This is a genomic window from Sporosarcina sp. P20a, from assembly GCF_002743175.1.
GTDB lineage: Bacteria > Bacillota > Bacilli > Bacillales_A > Planococcaceae > Sporosarcina.
The window spans coordinates 169981-188689 of the sequence record NZ_PDYT01000001.1; the positions used below are offsets into that span (position 1 = coordinate 169981).

The 18709-nt window shown below is 41.1% G+C and carries 19 protein-coding genes and 1 riboswitch; of the genes, 14 read left to right on the plus strand and 5 right to left on the minus strand.

Translation table 11 applies throughout. The annotated features are described in order from the left end of the window. Positions 1–22 precede the first annotated feature (22 nt). Complete coding sequence (locus CSV72_RS00835; RefSeq protein WP_099676713.1) at positions 23–1117, minus strand: branched-chain amino acid aminotransferase; 1095 nt, start codon at positions 1115–1117, stop codon at positions 23–25. Positions 1118–1253: 136 nt separating this feature from the next. Between CSV72_RS00835 and CSV72_RS00840 the strand changes: the two genes are divergently transcribed. The 3 genes from CSV72_RS00840 (at position 1254) to CSV72_RS00850 (ending at position 4133) form a co-directional block, all read left to right on the plus strand. Continuing rightward, on the plus strand, positions 1254–2378 hold the full coding sequence (locus CSV72_RS00840) for an NAD(P)/FAD-dependent oxidoreductase (RefSeq protein ID WP_099676714.1): 1125 nt from the start codon (positions 1254–1256) through the stop codon (positions 2376–2378). A 64-nt stretch (positions 2379–2442) separates the two neighbouring features. After that, entirely contained in the window at positions 2443–3354 is a 912-nt protein-coding gene (locus CSV72_RS00845) for a pseudouridine-5'-phosphate glycosidase (protein ID WP_099676715.1), read from the plus strand. 20 nt (positions 3355–3374) lie between these two features. Continuing rightward, positions 3375–4133, plus strand: coding sequence for an exodeoxyribonuclease III (locus tag CSV72_RS00850; RefSeq protein WP_099676716.1), 759 nt, complete (start codon positions 3375–3377; stop codon positions 4131–4133). Between the two features lie 147 nt (positions 4134–4280). Here the strand turns inward: CSV72_RS00850 and CSV72_RS00855 are convergent, their stop codons facing one another. Next, positions 4281–4811 carry a helix-turn-helix domain-containing protein gene (locus CSV72_RS00855; RefSeq protein ID WP_099633273.1) on the minus strand — a complete coding sequence of 177 codons (531 nt, stop codon included), beginning with the start codon at positions 4809–4811 and terminating at the stop codon, positions 4281–4283. A gap of 524 nt (positions 4812–5335) precedes the next feature. Here CSV72_RS00855 and CSV72_RS00860 point away from each other — a divergent pair. Both CSV72_RS00860 and CSV72_RS00865 read left to right on the plus strand, forming a co-directional pair. Then, a complete protein-coding gene (locus tag CSV72_RS00860; RefSeq protein WP_099676717.1) occupies positions 5336–5758 on the plus strand; it encodes a DoxX family protein in 423 nt (140 codons plus the stop codon). Between the two features lie 37 nt (positions 5759–5795). Beyond that, a complete protein-coding gene (locus CSV72_RS00865) occupies positions 5796–6641 on the plus strand; it encodes a VOC family protein (protein WP_099676718.1) in 846 nt (281 codons plus the stop codon). A gap of 537 nt (positions 6642–7178) precedes the next feature. Here CSV72_RS00865 and CSV72_RS00870 read toward each other — a convergent pair. Beyond that, complete coding sequence (locus tag CSV72_RS00870; RefSeq protein ID WP_099633275.1) at positions 7179–8411, minus strand: CynX/NimT family MFS transporter; 1233 nt, start codon at positions 8409–8411, stop codon at positions 7179–7181. A 74-nt stretch (positions 8412–8485) separates the two neighbouring features. Between CSV72_RS00870 and CSV72_RS00875 the strand changes: the two genes are divergently transcribed. The 3 genes from CSV72_RS00875 to CSV72_RS00885 all read left to right on the plus strand — a co-directional run bounded on the left by CSV72_RS00875 (position 8486) and on the right by CSV72_RS00885 (position 12207). Further along, positions 8486–9415: an AEC family transporter gene (locus CSV72_RS00875; RefSeq protein WP_099633276.1), complete on the plus strand. Its 930-nt coding sequence runs from the start codon at positions 8486–8488 to the stop codon at positions 9413–9415. Positions 9416–10035: 620 nt separating this feature from the next. After that, positions 10036–10137, plus strand: a riboswitch (purine riboswitch). Between the two features lie 130 nt (positions 10138–10267). Continuing rightward, the gene (locus tag CSV72_RS00880; protein ID WP_099661475.1) at positions 10268–10855 is read left to right on the plus strand and encodes a xanthine phosphoribosyltransferase; all 588 of its coding nucleotides are present in this window, start codon (positions 10268–10270) and stop codon (positions 10853–10855) included. Then, entirely contained in the window at positions 10852–12207 is a 1356-nt protein-coding gene (locus CSV72_RS00885; protein ID WP_099676719.1) for a nucleobase:cation symporter-2 family protein, read from the plus strand. The genes CSV72_RS00880 and CSV72_RS00885 overlap by 4 nt, the downstream gene beginning before the upstream one ends. Positions 12208–12250: 43 nt before the next feature. On the opposite strand, the gene CSV72_RS00890 is transcribed toward CSV72_RS00885, so the two are convergent. After that, entirely contained in the window at positions 12251–13153 is a 903-nt protein-coding gene (locus CSV72_RS00890; protein ID WP_099676720.1) for an aldo/keto reductase, read from the minus strand. A 72-nt stretch (positions 13154–13225) separates the two neighbouring features. On the opposite strand from CSV72_RS00890, the gene CSV72_RS00895 reads away from it, so the two are divergent. The 6 genes from CSV72_RS00895 to CSV72_RS00920 all read left to right on the plus strand — a co-directional run bounded on the left by CSV72_RS00895 (position 13226) and on the right by CSV72_RS00920 (position 18365). Beyond that, positions 13226–13759 (plus strand): NUDIX hydrolase, encoded by a 534-nt coding sequence (locus CSV72_RS00895; RefSeq protein ID WP_099676721.1) that lies wholly within the window; start codon positions 13226–13228, stop codon positions 13757–13759. Between the two features lie 64 nt (positions 13760–13823). Then, positions 13824–14336 carry a hypothetical protein gene (locus CSV72_RS00900; RefSeq protein ID WP_099676722.1) on the plus strand — a complete coding sequence of 171 codons (513 nt, stop codon included), beginning with the start codon at positions 13824–13826 and terminating at the stop codon, positions 14334–14336. A gap of 96 nt (positions 14337–14432) precedes the next feature. Next, positions 14433–14909: a ferric iron uptake transcriptional regulator gene (gene fur, locus CSV72_RS00905; protein WP_099676723.1), complete on the plus strand. Its 477-nt coding sequence runs from the start codon at positions 14433–14435 to the stop codon at positions 14907–14909. Between the two features lie 44 nt (positions 14910–14953). Further along, complete coding sequence (gene xerD / locus CSV72_RS00910; protein WP_099676724.1) at positions 14954–15844, plus strand: site-specific tyrosine recombinase XerD; 891 nt, start codon at positions 14954–14956, stop codon at positions 15842–15844. Between the two features lie 24 nt (positions 15845–15868). Next, positions 15869–17062, plus strand: a complete 1194-nt coding sequence (deoB, locus tag CSV72_RS00915) for a phosphopentomutase (RefSeq protein WP_099676725.1) — start codon at positions 15869–15871, stop codon at positions 17060–17062. 7 nt (positions 17063–17069) lie between these two features. After that, positions 17070–18365 (plus strand): pyrimidine-nucleoside phosphorylase, encoded by a 1296-nt coding sequence (locus CSV72_RS00920; RefSeq protein WP_099677111.1) that lies wholly within the window; start codon positions 17070–17072, stop codon positions 18363–18365. On the opposite strand, the gene CSV72_RS00925 is transcribed toward CSV72_RS00920, so the two are convergent. Further along, positions 18360–18578: a hypothetical protein gene (locus CSV72_RS00925; RefSeq protein ID WP_099676726.1), complete on the minus strand. Its 219-nt coding sequence runs from the start codon at positions 18576–18578 to the stop codon at positions 18360–18362. The genes CSV72_RS00920 and CSV72_RS00925 overlap by 6 nt on opposite strands. Positions 18579–18709: the final 131 nt, after the last annotated feature.

Here is an 18709-nt window from a genome sequence, read left to right on the forward strand (position 1 = left end):
AAACAGGGGCTCTTTTGTCGTCTTAGGCAAGCCTTGCTATATGTTTCTTGATTTCATATACCCAATCAAATGGATCTTGTTCTTTACCTGTTTGAATATTCGTTAGCGTGTTATAAAGACGAGAAGATAGTTCACCCGTTAGACCGTTACCGATGATCATTTTATAACCGTCCCAATTCAGTTCACCAACAGGGGAAATAACAGCAGCTGTACCTGTGCCGAATACTTCTTCCAGTTCTCCACTTTCATAGGCAGATCTTATTTCATCCATCGAGATTTGGCGCTCTGCTACTGGCATATTCCAGTGTCTCAGCAATTGCAATATCGATTTTCGTGTTATTCCTTCAAGGATGCTCCCGTTAATTGCGGGTGTCACGACTTCACCGTTGATTTTGAAGAAGATATTCATGCTGCCTACTTCTTCCACGTATTTACGCTCGACGCTATCGAGCCATAAAACTTGGGAGTAGCCTTGGTTGTCTGCTGTCTCCTGTGCCTTTAAAGCGGATGCGTAGTTACCAGCCGTTTTAGCGCTACCGGTTCCACCTTTTGCAGCACGGACGAATTCATTTTCCACGAGAATTTTCACAGGATGAATTCCTTCTTTATAGTACGAGCCAACAGGGGACAGAATCATGTAAAACTGATAACTTTTCGCTGGTGCTACACCTAGGAAAGCTTCTGTTGCTATGACAAATGGGCGGATATATAATGAGGTTCCTTCAAGCGTAGGAATCCAATCCTGCTCGATTTGCAACAACTGATTAAGTGCGTATAATGCGTTCTCTTCATCGATCCGGGGCATACATAGACGATCAAGAGAATAATTCAGGCGCTTCATATTTTGATCTGGACGGAACAAACGAATGGTTCCTTCTTCAGAACGATACGCCTTCATTCCTTCAAAAACCGTTTGTCCGTAATGCAAAACGATTGCAGCTGGATCGAGCATTAAAGGAGCGTAAGGAGTAATGCGATGATTATGCCAACCTTTGCCTTCCTCATAGTCTATAATGAGCATGTGGTCTGTAAATGATTTCCCGAAAACTAAAGTGCTAGGATCTGGCTTTTCTTTTTTATTTTGTGCAAGTTGAATTTGCATAGGTAATCTCGTCATAATCATCAAAACCCCTTAAGATATAGAATATTCCGAAACCTTTAGTTCGAATAGTGTAATTATACTGCTTTTTCAGAAAAAATAAAGTGGAAAGTTTGTCGATATTCAAAACTATTATAAAAAGGAGCAGATTTCCATGAAGAAAATAGTAATTGTAGGTGCTGGAATCGTTGGAGCTTCTGCTGCTTATCACTTGTCTATGCAACATGCAGAAGTCGTTTTAATCGATAGACAGGAGCCAGGACAGGCCACAAAAGCTGCAGCAGGCATTATTTGTCCATGGGCATCTCAGCGCCGTAATAAAGCTTGGTATGCATTAGCGTCAGCTGGAGCTGCCTATTATCCTGAATTCATTCGTTCATTGGAAGAACAGGGCGAGCTGGAAACAGGATACAAGAAAGTTGGTGCCTTGGCGATTCACACCGATATAAGTCGTTTAGAGAAAAAAGTCGAGTTGTTGAATAAAAGAAAAGAACACGCTCCCGAGATCGGGGAAGTGGAATTACTGGATACAGAGCAGGCGGCTAGCTATTTCCCGTTGTTATCTGAAGAATATGCAGCGGTCCGTATTTCTGGCGCTGCCAAAGTAGAGGGAGATCAGCTACTTCGTGCATTAGTACGTGTGGCAGTTACACGTGGTGTGAAAAGTATAAAAGGCTCCGCAATACCGTACATAAAAGAAGGGAAAGTTTGTGGTGTTATCGTTGATGGGCAAATTATTGAAGGAGATCAAATTATCATAGCGGCAGGTGCCTGGGCTAGTGAATTTACAGAGCCGTTAGGTAAGAAGATACAAGTAGCAGGACAGAAAGCGCAAATCCTTCATTTACAATCAAATAATGAGGCGTCAGGTGAATGGCCGGTCATTATGCCACCGAGCACTCAGTATCTCGTACCTTTCCAAGACGGCAGATTCGTAGCGGGCGCGACGCACGAGGATACAGATGATTTCGATATTCAACCGACAGCTGGTGGTATATTGGAAATATTATCGAATGCGTTACCAATTGCCCCTGAGCTGCGTCAGGCGGAATTGGCTGAAGTTTGTGTGGGCATCCGTCCACATACACCAAATTTCATGCCGGTCATTGGTCAATTGCCTGATCATCCGGAGGTGTGGATTGCCAATGGTCTTGGTTCATCAGGTTTAACAGTAGGACCTCTTCTTGGCAAGCTTTTATCCGAGCTAGTTTTAGATCATGAGACAGGATGGGATTTGGAAAGCTACTCTATTGACCAAATAATCGACAAAGAGCATTGAATAAACTGTGTATAATGATTAGTATGAATATATAGGGATTGAACGGTAAAGGGGAAGATTCTTGATGAGAAGATATGTTTCGTATTCTGAAGAAGTGAAAGAAGCGATGAAATACGGCAAGCCGCTGGTCGCATTGGAATCTACAATTATTACATACGGCATGCCGTATCCTGAAAATGTGAAAGCCGCACGTGAAGTTCAGCAAATTGTGCGAGATCATGGAGCGGTTCCGGCAACCATTGCCATTATGGACGGTAAAATAAAAATCGGGCTATCTGATGAGGAATTAGAACGGTTCGGAGACAGCAAGGGTGTTATCAAAGCATCTAGACGCGACATCAGTTATTTAATCGCTACTAAAAAACCGGGTGCAACGACGGTTGCTGCCTCGATGTTCTTTGCAGACTTGGCGAGAATCCGTGTATTCACCACCGGAGCCATTGGTGGTGTCCATAGGGGTGTGGAACACACGATGGATATTTCAGCTGATCTTGAAGAGTTCGCACGCACAAGTGTAGCAGTTGTTTGTTCAGGAGCGAAATCTATTTTAGATCTCGGTAAAACACTTGAGTATTTGGAAACAAAAGGTGTGCCAGTAATGGGCTATCAAACAGACATATTCCCTGCGTTTTACACAAGAAGCAGTGCACATCATGTAGATTATCGAGTAGATGAAATCGACATGATAGCAGAGATGTTGCGTGTTAAATGGAATCTAGGTTTGGAGGGAAGTGCGATTATCGCCAATCCAATTCCTGAAGAATATGCGATGGATCAAGAGTATATGGATGGATTGGTTTCAGATGCGCTTAAAGAAGCTGAACAACTGGGCATTAGTGGGAAGAATCTTACACCACATATGTTAAAAAGAGTTCAGGAAATGACAGGCGGTAAAAGCCTGGAAGCCAATATCGCATTGGTGAAGTCAAACGCTGAACTTGCAGCAAAATTAGCAGTAAGTTTTAACGGCAATTAATAAAGATAGGTTGTGTAGTATTGAAAGTAGTATCTTGGAACGTGAACGGTATTAGAGCATGTGTAAAAAAAGGTTTCAGTGACTTTTTTGAACAAGTACAGGCAGATATATTCTGTATCCAGGAGATCAAGTGCCAAGAAGGACAAATCGATCTTTCTTTCGATGGCTATGAATCCTACTGGAACTATGCAGAGAAAAAAGGATATTCCGGTACGGCAGTGTTTACGAAGAAAATACCTCTTTCTGTACGCTATGGATTGAATGATCTAGATCACGAATCAGAGGGGCGAGTACTGACGCTGGAATTTGAAGAGTTCTTTCTCGTCAATTGTTATACACCCAATTCACAACGGGACTTGGCACGATTATCACTTCGTTTGGCATGGGAAGATGAATTACTCGAGCATTTACAGTCGCTGGATGCCATCAAGCCAGTCATCTATTGCGGAGATTTAAACGTAGCGCATGAAGAAATTGATATTCGCAACGTTAAATCAAACATTGGTAATTCAGGGTTCACGAATGAAGAACGTGGAAAAATGACACGGCTATTAGACAAGGGATTCATTGATACATTTCGCTTTATGAATCCGGATCTTGAAGGAAGTTATACGTGGTGGTCTTATATGCGCGACGTACGTGCACGAAATATCGGCTGGCGTATCGATTACATTATCATTTCAGAGTGTCTCCAGTCAGCTCTAAAAACAACAGCCATTCATTCAGAAATCATGGGCAGTGATCATTGCCCGATTTCTGCAGAGTTAGAAATATACTAATTAGAGCCAATGCATCTGAAATTGACCTGTTTAGTTGGAGGATACTAAAGCTGTAAAATAAAAATCGCAACACAAGTCAAACTTGTGTTGCGATTTTTTGATTAAATCAGTTCTAGTTGCTTGGAAAAAATTAAATGAAAAGAAGTGTCATATGATTTTATCCTCGGAGTAGACAGCGATAAGTAAGACGGCCACTTCTTCTCCGATGTTTTTTACAAAGTGAGGTACACTAGCATTCCAACTGAATGAATCGCCTTCTTTTGCAATGACAGAATCTTCACCTTGTTCAGCAAGGACCGTGCCTTTAAGTACGACATGGCTCTCTTCACCTTCGTGGGCAATCGCTTGACCAGTCGATGTACCGGGGGGTAATTCAACGTGCATCATGCGAAGGCCGCTTTGAGTAGAAATATGTTCAATTTTTATGCCGTTAAACGTTGTATATACCCGATCGGCTTTCCTAATGACTTTCATATGCTCCTTTTTTTCTAGCAGCAAATAGGGTAGAGGAACGTCAAGGAAGCTGGCGATTTCTTGCAACGTATTTAGGGAGGGGGATGCATTATCGTTTTCGATGTTGCTTATGAACCCTTTTGAGAGTCCAATTTGTTCGCTCATCTGGGCAATTGTTATTTTCTTTCTCTTCCGTATATCTCGTATTTTCGAGCCGATTTCCACTCTAATCCCTCCAAGAATATTGTTGTTTGACTATATGATAACACACATATATTGACGTGAACTTTCGCATGATGTTATCCTATAGAGAATTATTATTCACCTAGTGATACTTATTATTGGGTTATATACTAATAATAAAGCTATTGATGTTTTTCACGAACATATATATAGTTTTAAAAAGTAAAATAATACTAGGGATATAGTAATATTTGAGAAAGGAGGAGAAGTTTATTAGTCAGATGTTTAGCTATGCGGATTGAACGAGCTGTTAAAATATTTGAGCATTCCATTGGGAGTCTAGCTATGTTTTGGTTTCTTACGTTCCGTAAACTGTAATTTCTACTGGAAATCAATTGAAAGCGAAGGTTAATTATTTTTACAAACAGTGTTCACCTATATAGAAATAATAATCTTTTGGTACATAAAATTTGGGATGATGACACAACGGCTTTTTATGATCTTCGAAGCCCGGAACACAATGACTTTGGAATGAATTAAGTAATAAAATTTAGGAGGAAATGAAGATGAAGAAATTAGAGATAAGCATATTTTTATTAAGAATAATGTTAGGGATTAGTTTTTTTGTACATGGGTTCGTTAAATTTCAAGATGGAATAGGAAATACCGGAGGATGGTTTGATAGTATAGGAATTCCAGGGTTTTTAGCATACTTTGTAGGGGCTGTGGAACTAATAGGTGGAATGGCACTCATTTTAGGCGTAGGGACGAGAGTTGTTTCTGCATTGCTAGCTATAATCATGGTTGGTGCAATTCTAAAGGTTAAACTCACCGCTGGATTCTTAGGCACGGGGGAAAAGGTTGGCTACGAACTAGATCTTGTACTTTTAGTAATCGCTATATTTTTAACCATAAATGGAAGTAAGATTTGGGCAGTTGATCAAGCTATATTTAATAGAAAAAAGAAAAACTCATATCACGAACAGTAAGAAACAATACTAGATAGAAGAGAGGCTGATTGCAAAAATGAAAAACTTTCATCAAAGGCCTAATATATTTGTTGGACAGGTTAATATAAATGTAACAAATCTTAATTCATCGCTTGAATTTTACCAAAAGGTTATAGGATTTCAAATATTGGAGCAAACAGATCGAAAAGCCGTTTTAACAGCGGATGGTAAAATAGGATTATTAACAATTGAGCAACCGGTTGATGTACTACCAAAGGAAAAAGGGAAAACCGGTTTATTTCACTTTGCACTTTTGTTACCAACACGGGCTGACTTATCTGTCTTTTTACGCCATTTATCTGAGACAGGCCTTCGATTCGGAGCATCAGATCATCTTGTAAGTGAAGCTCTATACATTACAGATCCAGACGGAAATGGCATAGAAGTGTATATAGATCGGCTAGCTATCGAATGGACCTGGTCTAATGGGGAAGTCAAGATGGTTTCTGACCCATTAGATGTAGAAAGTCTATTAGCGGTAAGTGATATGGATTGGGATGGGTTGCCTGCTGACACGGTTATGGGGCATGTTCATTTGCATGTGGCCGATCTTCAGAAAGCAGAGGAGTTTTACACGAAGGGACTTGGTTTTACAGTTGTGAGTCATTATCCTCAAGCTGTTTTCATTTCAACCGGTGACTATCATCATCATATCGCCTTGAATACATGGCAAGGAGTAGGTGCTTCGAAGCCACGAGAAAATAGCGTCGGTATAAATTGGTATACTCTTACTTTTCCAAATGAAGAAGCAATAGCAAAGGTTATTGAACAATTACAGCATCTAGGCGCATCATATATAGTTGAAGATGGATTGTTTGTCATAGAAGATCCATCAGGAAATAAAATTCAATTAACCGTGTAAACTCGTTTCAGTTATTCTTTCTAAAACGGTGTAATAGCTGAAGTTCCACTAATTTCATGTACATATTTCGTGGTTCTGTTCTAATGACATAGTCATCATTCCTGATCGATATAAGCACTTTTCCATGCTAACGAATTGCTTCATAAGTATCACGTGCACTCAACATGATAAAGTACGAATCTGCTCCAATATGTACCTTGTTAATCTGTAGGTTTAGCCATAATAAAATACACGAAAAGTTAGATATCACTCTAGCTTGTAGAGTGCACATTATGATTGGTTCTTCTATTTATGAGTTAACATAATTTATTAATGAGTTTTATTTATACATTGGCAGTGCAAAAACAGTAAACGACTGCCTGTTATTTGGATTGCTAACAAGCTATTTAAAACTGCAGGCTTTTTATACTCTAGGTTTATACACTGGTTAAACGAAGAACCCCAATTCGTATGAATTGGGGTTCTTCGTTTAATTATTGAAATGCGTTTTTATCATAGTGAACTAAAGAGCGTAACCCCAAACGTATTCTCACTTTTTTATGATGCATTCTGTTTTGGTTCAAGCGAAATATAACGTTTCTTACCTGCGTACATACCACTGATAAATAGTATAGTTGCTACAACTATGAAGGTATAAAGTGGTGCCGTCCATGAACCGGTAAAGTCGTGAAGGATACCGAACAACACAGGACCGACGGATGCTAGTAAGTAGCCGATCGACTGCGCCATTCCGGAAATCGAAGCCGCTTGGTCTGGTGTGTTGGTACGTAAAGTGAAGAACATCATAGCGAGTCCAAATGCCGAACCGCCTCCGAGACCAATGAAAATCATCCAAAGTGCAGTTAGGCTTTCGCTTCCAAACTGTACACCGCCGTAGCCAATTAAATAGCAAGCGAAAACAGCTACGACAAGAATACGTTGATCACGTACCTTATCAGCGACCACTGGTATGATAAACATCATAGGCAATTGTGCGAGCTGGACAAGCGCTAACATCCATCCAGCAGCATCAGCGGTCATACCATTCGTTTGCAACACAACGGGAATCCATGATGCTGTCGTATAAAATAGGAACGACTGTAGTCCCATGAATATCGTGATGCTCCAAGCTAGTGGTGAACGCCAAATAGGAAGAGCTGGTTTCGACTTCGTGTTTTTCTGAACTGTTTTGATGACTTCTTTCTTTTTGCGAATCTGAGGTATCCATACGATAATGGCTAACAACGTAATGACTCCCCAAATTCCTAGCGCGCCTTGCCAGCCATATACTGTTTCATTGGCGATGGGAGAAGCGATACCAGATGCAAGTGTTGCAGATATACTCATAGACACGGAGTACAGACCCGTCATCAATCCGATATGTAAAGGGAAGCTCAGTTTAAGAAGACTCGGCAATAGGACGTTTGCAAATGCGATTCCTACTCCGATTAAAAATGTACCAATTAGTAGCAATGTGCTAGTACCGATAGAACGCATGATGATCCCTAGCAATAAAATAATCATTGCATAGAAAAGCGTTCGCGACATGCCGAATCGTTTTGCAATCCGTGGTGTAAAAGGTGATACAATAGCAAATGCCAGTAGTGGGATGGTTGTTAGAAATCCTGCTAATGAGTTAGAGATTTGCAGTTGATCACGAATGTTACTGATAATAGGCCCTACAGATGTTAGTGGGGAACGGATAGTAGCGGCTAAAAATAAAATACCTGCTAATAACACCCACTGACTCTTAGGGAAATGTAAATGTTTACTTGGTCGTTCTTTTTTCATTGTGAAGCCTCCTGTATTCCTTGAAGATTGTTCTGAGAAGTATGTAGCTGAAGCAGCAGAAAGGAGATTCCTTTATGGAGTACTTACTCATAGTCTTTGTAAATGTTATCACACCGATGCTTATTTTATTAGGAATTGGTGTTGTTTTACAAATAAAGTTTACTTTTAATGTTAAGGCATTAGGCAATATTCTGACATATTGTTTGATACCTGCCGCCGTATTCATGAACTTATATCATACCGTTATTGATGTGGAAATCTTACTTGACGTATTAATGTTTGTTGTATTATTCACGACCACTTTAATAATTACTGGTCATTTATTCAGTAAAATTTTGCGTCTGAATCGCCAGCAAACCGCCGTAATGAAGAATAGTATTGTTCTCATCAACTCAGGAAACTATGGATTACCTGTTAGTCAGCTAGTTTTTCATGCGAATCCGCTTGGTGTGTCCATTCAGATTGTTTTGATCGTCTATCAGAACTTACTGACGTATTCATATGGATTGTATAATCTCGTATCTTCCACGCAATCGGGAAAAGACATTGCAAAACAGTTTATTCGGATGCCGATTATCCACGCTTTATGGCTAGGTGCATTGCTTAACTTGGCAGATATCCGGTTGCCGCAGTTTATCGAGCTCCCGATCGGTCATTTATCGGATGCATTTATCGCCATCGCACTCATCACACTTGGCGCGCAGTTAGCGCAGATTAAAGTGAAGACACTTTGGAATCGTTTGATTTACCTTAGCGCTATCGGCCGACTCATCATCTCACCAGCCGTGGCGTTGCTGTTGATTTTACTGCTGAAAATAGATGGGGTCACGGCTCAGTCACTGTGGATCGCCAGTTCGTTTCCAACATCGAGAAATAGCTCAACACTGGCATTGGAATACGACGTAGAGTCTGAACTAGCAGCCCAAATCGTCCTATTCAACACCGTAGCCAGCAGCTTCACAGTTGGCGTAGTAATTTATCTATCATCTATCTTGTTTCAATAAACGAATAAGAGAGAGTAATCGTTGGGATGGGGATTGGCACTACGGAGGGGACGCTTACCTGAGGGTTCGCGACAAATTGATTCTCTGGAAGTCGCCACTCCTAGTGCAAAGATGTGCTCCTAACGCTTCGCTTTTACTCGCAAAAGCCGTCCTTCGCTACGGCTCTCGCTCCAATCCCTTGCAGTGTAAGTGGGTGATACTCCTAGTTGCGTATTGAAGTTAGGGTAGTAATTGGCTTTGAACTTCAGCACTTGAATCTAAATAAGTTAAGACAAAACAATGATTCACATACTTCAGACAGTGAGTGATCTAAGTAACACTACTATCAACGTAAGATGGAAGCGGAAGTTGGCGGCGACTCCCGATGGATCAGCTCGATCAAGTGAGACAACTAAAGGAACGCAGTGACTAGTTGGCTCACCGCGAGCCCATGGGAAAGCTTCCGCCAACTGGAGCTTCCATCCCATCGCACTCATTATTAACTCACTTTGCAAACAACGTTTATTCCAATCCCTCCCAACTTCTTGTCAAGAATATGTCCACATGCTCACTGAGTGGAAGCTAGCAAGCAAATCGTCAAATATTCGTATTGAAAAAATGTCGAATCGTGCTATACTGTTAGCATTCAGTTAAATAAGACTCATATAATCACGGGGATATGGCCCGTAAGTTTCTACCGGTCTACCGAAAATAGACCGCCTATGGGGAGAATGAAAAGCAGCTTTCTTTGTCGTTCGACAAGAAATTGCTTTTTCATTTTTAAAAGCGTACATGCCGCTCTCTCATAGTTGTTATATGGGAGTATGGCATATACGCTTTTTTTATTCGGAAAAATGAAGGGAGCATAACAGCGTGGAGTTGCTAAAAAACAAGATTCGACAAGAAGGTAAAGTATTATCGGAAGAGGTACTAAAAGTGGATTCCTTTTTGAATCATCAAATCGATCCATTACTGATGCAAGAAATCGGAAAAGAGTTTGTTAGCCGATTCAGCGATCAAAACATCACGAGAATCATCACGATTGAATCTTCAGGTATTGCTCCTGCGACAATGGCGGGAATGATTTTAGGCGTTCCGGTAGTGTTTGCCAGAAAACGTAAATCACTTACATTGACGGATCATTTATACTCCGCGAAAGTGTATTCTTTCACGAAGAAGGAATCAAATGATATATCAGTTTCTAAAGATTTCATTTCAAGTGAAGATACGGTATTGCTCATTGACGATTTCCTTGCGAATGGACAAGCTGCACTTGGACTCATAGATATCGCAAAACAAGCAGGTGCAACTATTGCAGGAGTTGGAATTGTTATTGAAAAATGCTTCCAGCCAGGCGGAGATCTGATCCGCAAAGAAGGGGTACGTTTGGAATCGTTAGCTGAACTTCAGTCGTTACAAAATGGTCAAGTCCAGTTTGTCGGGGAGGAAACGGAACGATGAAAACTACGCTGCTAGGTTTTCAACATTTACTAGCTATGTATGCAGGCGCAGTATTGGTACCGCTTATTGTGGGGAATGCTATTGGTTTAACTCCAACACAGCTGACATATCTTGTTTCGATTGATATTTTAATGTGTGGTATCGCCACGTTGTTACAAATTTCACGTAATAAATATTTTGGCATTGGATTACCTGTAGTTCTCGGTTGTACATTCACAGCGGTTGGCCCGATGATATTGATAGGCAATGATTATGGAATTGCAGCTATTTATGGAGCGGTTATTGCTTCAGGCGTAATCATTTTCTTCATCAGCCGATTCTTTGGGAGTCTTGTGAAATTCTTCCCGCCAATCGTTACCGGCTCTGTCGTAACAATTATTGGAATCACATTGATTCCGGTTGCGATCAATAATATGGGTGGCGGACAAGGTGCGGAAGATTTCGGATCGTTGACAAATATATCACTTTCATTTGGAACGTTATTATTTATTGTCTTGATGTTCCGATTTACTTCAGGTTTTATGCAGTCGATCGCCATTTTATTAGGTTTAGTCGGTGGTACGATCGCAGCGATTTTCCTTGGTATTGTAGATTTCTCCAATGTACAAGATGCTTCTTATGTTCATATGGTCATGCCATTTTATTTAGCAACACCTACGTTCCATCTACTGCCGATTGCCATTATGACACTGGTTGCAATGGTGTCGCTCGTAGAATCGACTGGCGTATACTTTGCACTCGGCGATATTTGTGAGGAAGAAATCGATCAAAAAATGCTGGAAAAAGGATATCGTGCAGAAGGACTAGCTTCCGTTATTGGGGGTATATTTAACGCATTTCCTTATACGACATTTTCACAAAACGTCGGCTTAATGCAATTGTCTGGTGTGAAATCACGCCGTGTAATATTCGTTACTGCAATCATGCTGATTTCTTTAGGTTTCTTGCCGAAAATAGCAGCTCTTGCAACGATTATCCCTCCCGCAGTTCTGGGCGGAGCGATGGTTGCTATGTTCGGCATGGTGGTTTCGCAAGGAATTAAAATGTTGAGTCCTGTTATTTCAAAAACTCAAGATAACGCGATGATCGTAGCATGTTCTATCGGTATCGGCCTTGGTGTTTCGGTTGTACCGGATCTATTTAAGGAATTGCCGGAAAGTGTACAAATTTTAACTAGTAACGGGATTGTACTCGGAAGTATCACTGCGATTTTCTTGAATATCATTTTCAATATGATTCCTTCAAAAAAGAAGCAAACAACAAAACAAGCGTATGAAGCTAAAGCTATGCCTCTTAGCATCAAAGAAGGGCCATCTTCTATCTTGGTAAATGCAACTGCTAATCATAAATAAGTAAAAGAGCAACTGCTGGAAAATGCAGTTGCTCTTTTACTATTTACACTCGGTGCTGTTCATATTGATGTGGCTCTGTTTTGCTTGTCAATAACGTTAGCAATTGTGGATCAATTTGCGTTTCATAAGCGTTTAATGATTCGCGAAGTTGTTGTTGTGTTCTTGAACCAATCAAAGCAGAGGCAACAGCAGGCTCTTTCAGTGCAAAAGCAAGAGCATATGCATGTAAGTCGTTCGTTTCTTTGGATAGTGCTTCAACTGTCTGCTGTAAATCAGACGGTGCATAAGCTACGAAGCCATTCAATTTCTTCGCACGCTCCATGCCTTCATTCGTCAGTAAGCCTTTTGCCAGAGTGCCTCTAGTGACGACAGATGCACCCTTTTTAGCAATCATAGAAAAGTATTCTTCGGGACGTCGGTCAAGCAAGTTGTATTGCATCATGACGGACACTGCATGGCTATTATTCAGGAAACGTTCGATAACAGTGGGACGAATACTTGAGATACCATATTCACGTATGATTCCTTCTTTTTTTAATGTTTCAAACGCCTCGATTGTTTCATCTGCATCATCTTCCATCGTACCGCCGTGAAGCTGATACAGGTCGATATAATCGAGTTGTAAACGTCGTAAACTCTGTTTTACAGCGTTCATAATATGCGCTTTGGAAGGATCCCATGTCCAGGGCTCTTCTCCTGACAGCCACTTGTTACCGGCTTTTGTCGCAATGATCAATTCCTGACGTTTTTCTTTCAACACTTTTCCAACGAGTTCTTCATTGGTTCCTTTATCATAAAGATCTGCTGTATCGAAATAATTGATGCCATGATCAACTGCTTCGTCGAGTACAGAACGAGCCGCTTCCAATTCACTTGGTAACGACATACAGCCCAATCCGAGTTCCGAAACAAGCAAATTACTTGTACCAATAATACGCTTCTTCATGTGCCTCACTCCTTTCGTTTCATGGTACAATAAGAGCGGGAAATAAAACCAATGGAAAGGGTTGAGTGCTGGATGAAGTTTGAAGAAAGAACCCTCTCAACAGAACAGATCTTCAAAGGCAAAATCATTTCGGTGCAAGTCGACGAAGTAGAATTGCCTGATGGAAAACTAGCAAAAAGAGAATTAGTAAAACATCCAGGAGCGGTGGCGATTATCGCCTTGACTAAAGATAAAAAAATCGTGTTAGTTGAACAGTACAGAAAGCCTTTGGAACGAACGATGCTAGAAATACCTGCAGGTAAGATTGAGCCGGGAGAAGAACCTAAGCTGACGGCAATTCGTGAATTGGAAGAAGAGACTGGGTACCGTGCGAATTCATTCGAATATTTGCAGACTTTCTCAACTTCACCAGGCTTCGCGGATGAAATTATTCACTTATATGTAGCAAAAGAGCTTGAAAAAGTGGAACAGCCTGCTGTAGGGGATGAAGATGAATTCATTGAAGTGCTAGAAGTAACTGTTGAAGAGGCAGAGGAATTCATTGCGAATGAAAGGATTTATGATGCCAAGACGGTTGCTGCTGTCTGGTATGTAAAAAACCTATAAAGGATTGAGCTATTTCTGGACGGACAAGCATATGTTATAGAAACGATGCGGAGGTGTCCTATTTATGGCTCGATCATTGTCTTTTGTGTATTTATTCGTTATACTCGCAATCAGTTATATAGGAGGGGCTTTATTATTCAGGGAATGGCCGGTCACGTCGCTAGAGCAGATCATCGGTTTATATGATCAACGCGTAGTGAAGGGATCTGAAGCGGCTATGTGGTCGCCTGTTGTGGTGACAATGAGCTTTATTCTATTAGCCATCATTCTGTCTAAATATAAAAGAGTCCGTTTTATCACTATGTTTCTCGGTGCAATTAAATGTGCTTTTTTTGGTTTGTCATCCACTTATTTATTGTCGACAGGCTTAAAATTGGTATCCTATACGATTTGGTGGTTCCCATTTCAATTAATCAGCTGTTTGTTGTTCCTGATTTTATGTTCTGCGTTAAATCCACCATTTTTCTCTACACCGGCAAGTAAAAAAGATCGTCCATTAACTGCTGTTCCACCATTGATTGCTTTATTGTTGATCACGCAAATACTGGAACTATCGATCTTTCATTTTATTAAGTAATATCCAGTTCACACTATAATGAACTGAACCTTTCCTTTCTATTGTCATCTGGAACGACAGTTTGGTATAATGGAAACAATTTGAGGGGGGCGTCGTATGGAAAGCCGAATTGAACGAATCAAGAAGCAATTGCACGGGGCCAGCTACAAGTTGACGCCTCAGCGTGAAGCGACTGTAGCAGTTCTTCTGGAAAATGAAGAAGACCATTTAAGTGCAGAAGATGTATTTTTGCTAGTAAAAGAAAAAGCGCCGGATATTGGTCTGGCGACTGTATATCGTACATTAGAATTATTAACTGAACTAAAAGTTGTCGATAAAATTAACTTTGGCGATGGTGTAGCACGTTATGATTTGCGAGAAGAAGGCGCTGCGCGGTTCCACCATCACTTAATTTGTCTAGAATGTGGAACGGTTGATGAAATTCAGGAAGACCTACTTGGCGAAGTAGAAAAAGTCGTAGAAGGTAGTTATGGTTTTACAGTCAAAGATCATTGGCTAACGTTCCATGGAATTTGTAAACGTTGTAAAGTGAAAGACGAAGAGAAAGAACAGGAAGACAATGGGATGGCCTAAGCGCTGTCCTTTTTTACTTTTTACATAAGAAAGGAGGAAAGTCTATGAAAGATGCGCAGTTTGCATTAGAAGATTATGTGCATTTTTTAACGGTTGAAAGACAATTAGCTCAAAATACCGTTAAGTCGTATCAACGCGACCTTATAGCCTATATACGTTTTATCGAAAGTTTGAATTTGGAAACAGTTAATTCGATCGAACGCACGATGGTTCTACAGTATTTGCAGAAGTTGAAAGATAGTGGTAAATCCAGTCGTACACTTTCTCGACATATTTCCTCCATTCGTTCATTTCATCAATTTTTAGTGAGAGAGCAAATCACGACACATGATTGTACGATTCATATCGAATTGCCTAAAATCGAACAAAAGTTGCCGGATGTGCTCTCTATACCTGAAATTGAACGATTGATTCATGCCGTTGATGGTAATACTTCACAAGGCATGCGCGATATTGCATTGCTTGAATTGTTATATGGGACGGGAATGAGAGTAAGTGAATTAATAGCAATTGATTTGGCTGATCTTCATTTGACAATGGGTTTTGTGCGGGTATTCGGAAAAGGTAGTAAGGAACGGATAGTTCCACTTGGACGTTCCGCAATCGATGCTTGTACAATGTATTTAAATGAAGGGCGTCCTAAGTTCATCAGTGATACTGAAGCCTTGTTCCTAAACATGCATGGCAGACGGTTGACGAGACAGGGATGTTGGAAAATCTTGAAGGATGCAGGAGTGAAGGCAGAAATTCAGAAAGTCATTTCACCACACTTATTGCGCCACTCTTTCGCCACGCATTTGATTGAAAATGGAGCGGACTTGCGCGCAGTCCAGGAAATGCTCGGACATGCCGATATTTCTACGACGCAACTTTACACGCATGTCAGCAAAAAACGTTTGAAAGATGTCTATAGTCAATATCATCCTAGAGCGTAAACTACTATTACTGGAGGTTTTCATATGGAAAAATTTCGTTATAATCGTATACATTTAATCGTACTTGACTCAGTAGGGATCGGTGAAGCACCCGATGCTAAAGCTTTTGGTGATGTTGGATCCAATACACTTGGACATATCGGTGAAGAGATGGATGGACTGAAACTACCAAACTTGGAACGTCTCGGTCTTGCGAATATAGCACCTATTAAAGGTCTTGCACCTCAAAAAGAAGCGCAAGGATATTACACAAAGATGCAAGAAGCATCTGTTGGTAAAGATACGATGACAGGACACTGGGAGATCATGGGTTTGCGTATAGATGATGCATTCAAAGTGTATCCAAATGGTTTTCCAAAAGAATTAATAGATGAACTGGAATTAAAAACGGGTAGGAAAGTTATCGGAAATAAGCCGGCAAGCGGAACGGAAATTATCGAGGAACTTGGAGAAGAGCATATGAAGACAGGTGCTCTCATCGTTTACACGTCAGGTGACCCTGTACTGCAAATTGCAGCACATGAGGAAATCATTCCTATTGAAGAGCAATATCGTATTTGTGAAATCGCAAGAGAACTTACGTTGCAACCCGAATTTTTAGTAGGCCGCGTGATTGCACGTCCATTTGTTGGAGAACCCGGTACATTCACACGCACAACAAATCGTCATGATTATGCATTGAAGCCATTTGGTAAAACGGTGATGAATGAATTGCAGGATAAAGGCTATGACGTAATCGCAATCGGTAAAATTGCAGATATTTATAATGGTGAGGGTGTAACGGAAGCAGTTCGTACAACTGGGAACATGGACGGTGTGGATCAGCTTGTCACGGTTATGAAAAAAGATTTTGAGGGCATCAGTTTCGTTAATCTAGTAGACTTTGATGCATTATATGGTCACCGTCGCGATCCGATTGGTTACGGTAATGCACTTGAAGAATTTGATGCACGCTTACCTGAGATCATGGATGCACTGCGGCCGGATGATTTATTAATTATCACAGCAGACCACGGAAACGACCCGACTCATGAAGGAACGGATCACACGAGAGAATATGTACCACTACTTGTGTATTCACCTTCGAATAAAGGGGCTGGCCAGTTGCCAATCCGTAAAACATTCTCTGACGTAGGTGCAACGATTGCTGAAAATTTCCAAGTAGATAAGCCTGAACATGGTGAAAGTTTCTTTTCTGCATTGGTTAAGGAGGACTAATTTTATGATGCGCATGGTAGATATCATTGAGGACAAGCGAGACGGAAAAGAACTAAATAAAGAAGAGATAGAGTTTTTTGTGACGGGGTATACCGATGGCTCAATCCCTGATTATCAAGCCAGTGCATTTTTGATGGCTATTTACTTTAAAGGCATGACTACAGAGGAACAAGGCTACTTAACGATGGCTATGGCGGAGTCGGGTGATCAAATCGATTTATCTGCCATTGAAGGAGTGAAGGTAGACAAACACTCAACGGGTGGAGTAGGTGATACTACGACACTCATCTTAGCTCCACTGGTCGCAGCATGTGGTGTGCCAGTTGCTAAAATGAGTGGTAGGGGACTAGGTCATACAGGCGGTACACTAGATAAGCTTGAAGCAATTGACGGCTTTCACGTAGAGATTTCTACGGAACAATTTATTCAACAGGTCAATGATTTGAAAATCGCTGTAATCGGCCAAAGCGGTAACTTGACACCGGCTGACAAAAAACTATATGCGCTGCGAGACGTCACAGCGACCGTCAATAGCATCCCGCTGATTGCAAGCTCTATCATGAGTAAAAAGCTTGCGGCGGGTGCAGATGCTATCGTATTGGACGTCAAGACAGGCGCGGGAGCCTTCATGAAAACTTTGGCGGACTCCAAGCGGTTGGCGGATGCGATGACTGCGATCGGAAATGAAGTTGGAAGAAACACAAGTGCTGTTATATCGGATATGAGTCAGCCGCTCGGATTTGCGATCGGTAATGCTCTCGAAGTAAAAGAAGCCATTGATACGTTGCAAGGAAAAGGTCCGGCCGATCTAACGGAGCTATGTTTAGTTCTTGGGAGTAAGATGTTGCTGGCTGCGAACAAAGCACAAACAGAAGAAGACGCACGTAAACAACTACAGAATGTCATAGAAAATGGTGACGCGCTGCGCTTGTTCGGTGATTTGATCAAAGCGCAAGGTGGCAATGAAAAAGTGATAGTGGATACAAATTTACTGCCACAAGCACAGAATCAAATTGAAGTACCCGCTCTTGAAAGTGGGTATGTATCAATGATTGATGCCGATGAAATAGGTGTAGCTGCCATGCTTCTTGGTGCAGGTCGTGCCACAAAAGAGGATGTCATTGATCTCGCAGTTGGGATTGTATTGCGCAAGAAAATAGGTGACTTTGTTGAAAAAGGAGAAGCGCTCGCGATTCTCCATGCAAACACCGAACAAGTTGACGTCTCGATCAAACTACTGCAATCTCATATGCACATCTCAAAAGAAAAAATAGAAGCACCACCACTTATACATTCCCTATAATCCATTCAAGCCATGTGCCTGAAGAACGCCAAGAAATTGGTCGCCTTCAGAGCACATGGCTTTTTTGTCGTTCATGTGTAAAAACAATTTCAACTGTACATACTCTTGTGTAGCTCGTGAAGAGTGAAGGAGTGACGTCATTAAATACGCTACAGCGCTGACGGATGGCTTCCACGTAATTAGCCAGTTCGAAAGTGTGACTAACTGTCTCATTGAGAGGCTTACCTTTTGGAAGCTAGCTTTATTTAGTAATGGAACAAATATTTACACGTCATAATAGTTAGAAAGCCAAACTAGTTAATCGAAGTGGAAGGCGGTGACTCAAGCCGTACCCGCAGGAAAGT

Excerpts from the sequence above, each read along its gene's own strand:
- CSV72_RS00835 (WP_099676713.1), bottom strand. The coding sequence starts at position 1,117 with ATGACGAGATTACCTATGCAAATTCAACTTGCACAAAATAAAAAAGAA.
- fur (WP_099676723.1), top strand. The coding sequence starts at position 14,433 with ATGGAAAGCCGAATTGAACGAATCAAGAAGCAATTGCACGGGGCCAGC.
- CSV72_RS00900 (WP_099676722.1), top strand. The coding sequence starts at position 13,824 with ATGGCTCGATCATTGTCTTTTGTGTATTTATTCGTTATACTCGCAATC.
- CSV72_RS00895 (WP_099676721.1), top strand. The coding sequence starts at position 13,226 with ATGAAGTTTGAAGAAAGAACCCTCTCAACAGAACAGATCTTCAAAGGC.
- xerD (WP_099676724.1), top strand. The coding sequence starts at position 14,954 with ATGAAAGATGCGCAGTTTGCATTAGAAGATTATGTGCATTTTTTAACG.
- CSV72_RS00925 (WP_099676726.1), bottom strand. The coding sequence starts at position 18,578 with ATGAGACAGTTAGTCACACTTTCGAACTGGCTAATTACGTGGAAGCCA.
- CSV72_RS00885 (WP_099676719.1), top strand. The coding sequence starts at position 10,852 with ATGAAAACTACGCTGCTAGGTTTTCAACATTTACTAGCTATGTATGCA.
- CSV72_RS00845 (WP_099676715.1), top strand. The coding sequence starts at position 2,443 with ATGAGAAGATATGTTTCGTATTCTGAAGAAGTGAAAGAAGCGATGAAA.
- CSV72_RS00840 (WP_099676714.1), top strand. The coding sequence starts at position 1,254 with ATGAAGAAAATAGTAATTGTAGGTGCTGGAATCGTTGGAGCTTCTGCT.
- deoB (WP_099676725.1), top strand. The coding sequence starts at position 15,869 with ATGGAAAAATTTCGTTATAATCGTATACATTTAATCGTACTTGACTCA.
- CSV72_RS00865 (WP_099676718.1), top strand. The coding sequence starts at position 5,796 with ATGAAAAACTTTCATCAAAGGCCTAATATATTTGTTGGACAGGTTAAT.
- CSV72_RS00860 (WP_099676717.1), top strand. The coding sequence starts at position 5,336 with ATGAAGAAATTAGAGATAAGCATATTTTTATTAAGAATAATGTTAGGG.
- CSV72_RS00875 (WP_099633276.1), top strand. The coding sequence starts at position 8,486 with ATGGAGTACTTACTCATAGTCTTTGTAAATGTTATCACACCGATGCTT.
- CSV72_RS00890 (WP_099676720.1), bottom strand. The coding sequence starts at position 13,153 with ATGAAGAAGCGTATTATTGGTACAAGTAATTTGCTTGTTTCGGAACTC.
- CSV72_RS00920 (WP_099677111.1), top strand. The coding sequence starts at position 17,070 with ATGCGCATGGTAGATATCATTGAGGACAAGCGAGACGGAAAAGAACTA.
- CSV72_RS00870 (WP_099633275.1), bottom strand. The coding sequence starts at position 8,411 with ATGAAAAAAGAACGACCAAGTAAACATTTACATTTCCCTAAGAGTCAG.